Origin of the sequence: Chryseobacterium formosense (assembly GCF_900116415.1) — a bacterium.
GTDB classification, from domain to species: domain Bacteria; phylum Bacteroidota; class Bacteroidia; order Flavobacteriales; family Weeksellaceae; genus Chryseobacterium; species Chryseobacterium formosense.
This window is the reverse complement of sequence record NZ_FPAP01000012.1, coordinates 1-3,148: the sequence shown is the minus strand read 5'-3', so window position 1 is coordinate 3,148 and position 3,148 is coordinate 1. Positions and strand designations below refer to the sequence as shown.

The following is a 3,148-nucleotide window of genomic DNA, read 5'->3' as shown; positions in this document are numbered from 1 at the left end:
GTGGCTCCAACTATTTTTGCTATTGGCTGAGTAGAATTATAACCCCAGATAATGGCAGTAGAAATTCCGTCCTTTGTCGTATACTGTAATAAATTACCTTTAACATCATACAAGTCGTAAGTGATTTCTGTTGAGGAAGCATTTTGAAGATCATGAGACAAAACAGAGGTAGGAAACAAATTTGATGGATCATCATACTTCGTTTCTGTTCTGGAAATTGTTTTCCCCGGATCTGAGCTATTCTGCTTTTTAATAACTGATGTTTCTAAAGGAATTCCAATCATATTCGCATTGATAAGCTTAGTATTTCCTTTTTCGTGGGCATACAGAAAGGCTTTCTCTTCTATACTTGAATCTGGATATGTTGTTTTTTCTCCAGTTAACTGAAAATGTGACGGAGTATCGTAAAAATATTCCTTTTTAGTAATTATTGGAATATTATTCAAATAATTTGTTGTAATTTGAGATTTTAAATAATGTAAATAAGAAATTAGCCTGTATTCTGAGATATTAACATTATCAATATTCGAGAGATATACTTGTGTGCCTGCTAATTTTCCTGAACAAGCATTATTGGGTATTGAGACATCATTAGAGGTGCAAGTATAAGGATAGTTTGTTGGGCAGATTACATTATAAAGAAGTCTTCCTGCAAAGTTTTTCAATTCGAACTTCTTACTATCATCTTTTTCATAAATATTTTCTTTTTCCTGAACAATTTCTAAAAAACCAGAATTACTATTCTTCCTTAATAATGTTGATTTTAATTCTAAACCATTATCCCAACCTTTATTAGACCATGGATTACTATTCAGACCCCCTGTACCCCATATATTACTACCAGCATCATCTTTGTGAACTTTAAATTGTTTAAATTCTCCCCCTTTTTCAAAATTGTCGCCTCCTTCACTTATTGTAACATACGGATATAAGCAAGACATTGTTCCTGTATCATATAATGAAGTCATACTACTAGATGTAAGTATTGTTTTGGAATTTTCAACAAACAAGCATGCAACCAAACCTCCATTTGCTTCACATGCAGTCTGCCATTTTGAAGTATCAATATAATAGGGGTTATTACCTTTTAATCCTGATGAATGAGTGAGATCGTCTTTGTGTGCATAATAAAATCTTTTATAATGGATTTGGGAAGACTGATAATCAAAATCTTTTGTTGACATTATTCTTACGCCTCCTGTATCAAGGTTTGTATTGAATATCTGAGGAGCAGTAGGATAATAAGCAAAATTAACTCTAACATTACTACACATAAAGTTTGCCTGTAAAAAAATGGTAATTGTCGAGCCTGCATTAGCATTAACAACAATCTGACGTGTATTACTATCGCGCGTTAGATGATAAGGAGTTCCTCCATTAATCTTCACAAAGCCTGCAAAGTGACCTGAGCTTACGAAACTATTACAAGCGGGAATCGAATTCCCAGTTAATGTAGCGTTGAATACAATTGTTTGATTTGTTAGAGAGGTAAAGGTAAATTGTGTAGAGTTTTCATCTGTAAAATTATCCGTTTTAGTTTCAAGTCTTTTTTGTACAAGTTCAGGATAAATTGTTTTTTCTCCCCAGTACGAGTTTCCTTCATATTTTAACTCACTATATCCTTTTGTAGGGTATGTAATTTTTTTTAACATTCCTATTTTTGAGTATTCAGGATCAGGGTCTTTATTTGCTCCAGCGTAAATAACGTTAGCCAAATCAAAATCTTTAACGTTTGCAGGAATCAAGCTATTATTATTTTTTCCATTATAGTATCCCCATCGATCTTGCCTGAAAGACAATCTAACAGGAAAGTTTTGAGGGGACTCATAATCGAAAACAAATTTCTTGTTAGGATCCTTAAAGAAGATATTGCTTAAAAAATTTCTTTTATTATCCGTGTTTAAATAAGTAAAGCTGCTACTCTCAATCAAATTTCCAGTTCCATCTAATTGTTGAATTAATCTTATTTTTTGATTTCCTTCTACATCTAAAGTCGTAGCAGAATTGCTTTCATAATCAAACAATATTGAACCAGCATTTGGCATATTACTGCTGATAGAAACTATTTTTTTTCCAATAATTTCGATATTATTGTTAGAAATAGCGTTAGCAATAGGGGCTGAAGCGTATCCGCTTCCTTGGCATGATGGCTGAAGAGATGGATAGCCTGTGGACATACTTAGATTTTGTGATTGAGATCCTGTATATTCTGCAATATTATTCGGTTCATATGTAAAATAAATTTGATCACCTGCGGGATGCTGTATTTTAGATAAGTACCAAGCTGTAATAGCAGAGGATGGCAAACTATGTCCATTTCCGCTAATTCTATAAATAGTTCTTTCTTTTTCAGTAAAATAATATTTTCTGCCTTCTGAATCCGTTAACAAAAAATCTTGTCCATCACCATTTGTGCTTCCAATTCTTTCAATTTTGATCGCTTGCTGGTCAACAATATGGGGAAGACCATTCTGATCGTAAAAAAATTTTCCAGAGATTCCATTAAAATTGAACGAGTATAAGTCTGCCTCAGTATCTAATGCATCAGACCCATTTCCAATGGTATACAAAAACTTATTAGTAACAGGATTGGAATATGCAGATGTAACGTTGTCAGGAATACTTATGTGTGTTGATATTTCGTCTGCTCTATCTCTTACTGTTCTTGTAATAACACCTCCATAACTAAGGTTCCAACCTAACCCCACATTAGAAGATATTTCATCCACTCTTATACCGTTAGAGCCATAGAAAATATAAATTGGTAAATTTAAATTATTCGTTCTATATGTAAAAAGAGGAATAGATGTGTTAACTGTTCCTGTAAATAAACCAACAGGAATATTTCCGTAATTTCCTAATGCGTTGGCCGTCGGTGAAGGAGGGACAATTTTGGGTAAAAAATCTTCCTGGGCAAAATACATCTGTAGAGTTAACATACAAATGATTGTTATTATTTTTTTCATAATATTTGTTTTTATTTTTTAATCAATTTAGCATTCGCAGTTTTTTCAGTATCAGTTTTCACAACAATTAGATAAGCCCCCTGAATCAGATTCTGCGTATTGATCTTCGTCACTTTATTCTTTGTCTTCAGGCTTTGTAACTGTCTTCCACCCATATCATACAGCGTAATATCCGCTTCCTT

General features: G+C 33.0%; 2 protein-coding genes. Both read right to left on the bottom strand.

The window, feature by feature from the left end; all coding sequences use genetic code 11:
- On the bottom strand, positions 1 to 2,966 hold a 2,966-nt coding region (locus BM371_RS20265; RefSeq protein ID WP_143106498.1), incomplete at its 3' end, for a hypothetical protein.
- An 11-nt stretch (positions 2,967 to 2,977) separates the two neighbouring features.
- Positions 2,978 to 3,136: a T9SS type A sorting domain-containing protein gene (locus tag BM371_RS20260; protein ID WP_262487380.1), complete on the bottom strand. Its 159-nt coding sequence runs from the start codon at positions 3,134 to 3,136 to the stop codon at positions 2,978 to 2,980.
- Positions 3,137 to 3,148 lie beyond the last annotated feature (12 nt).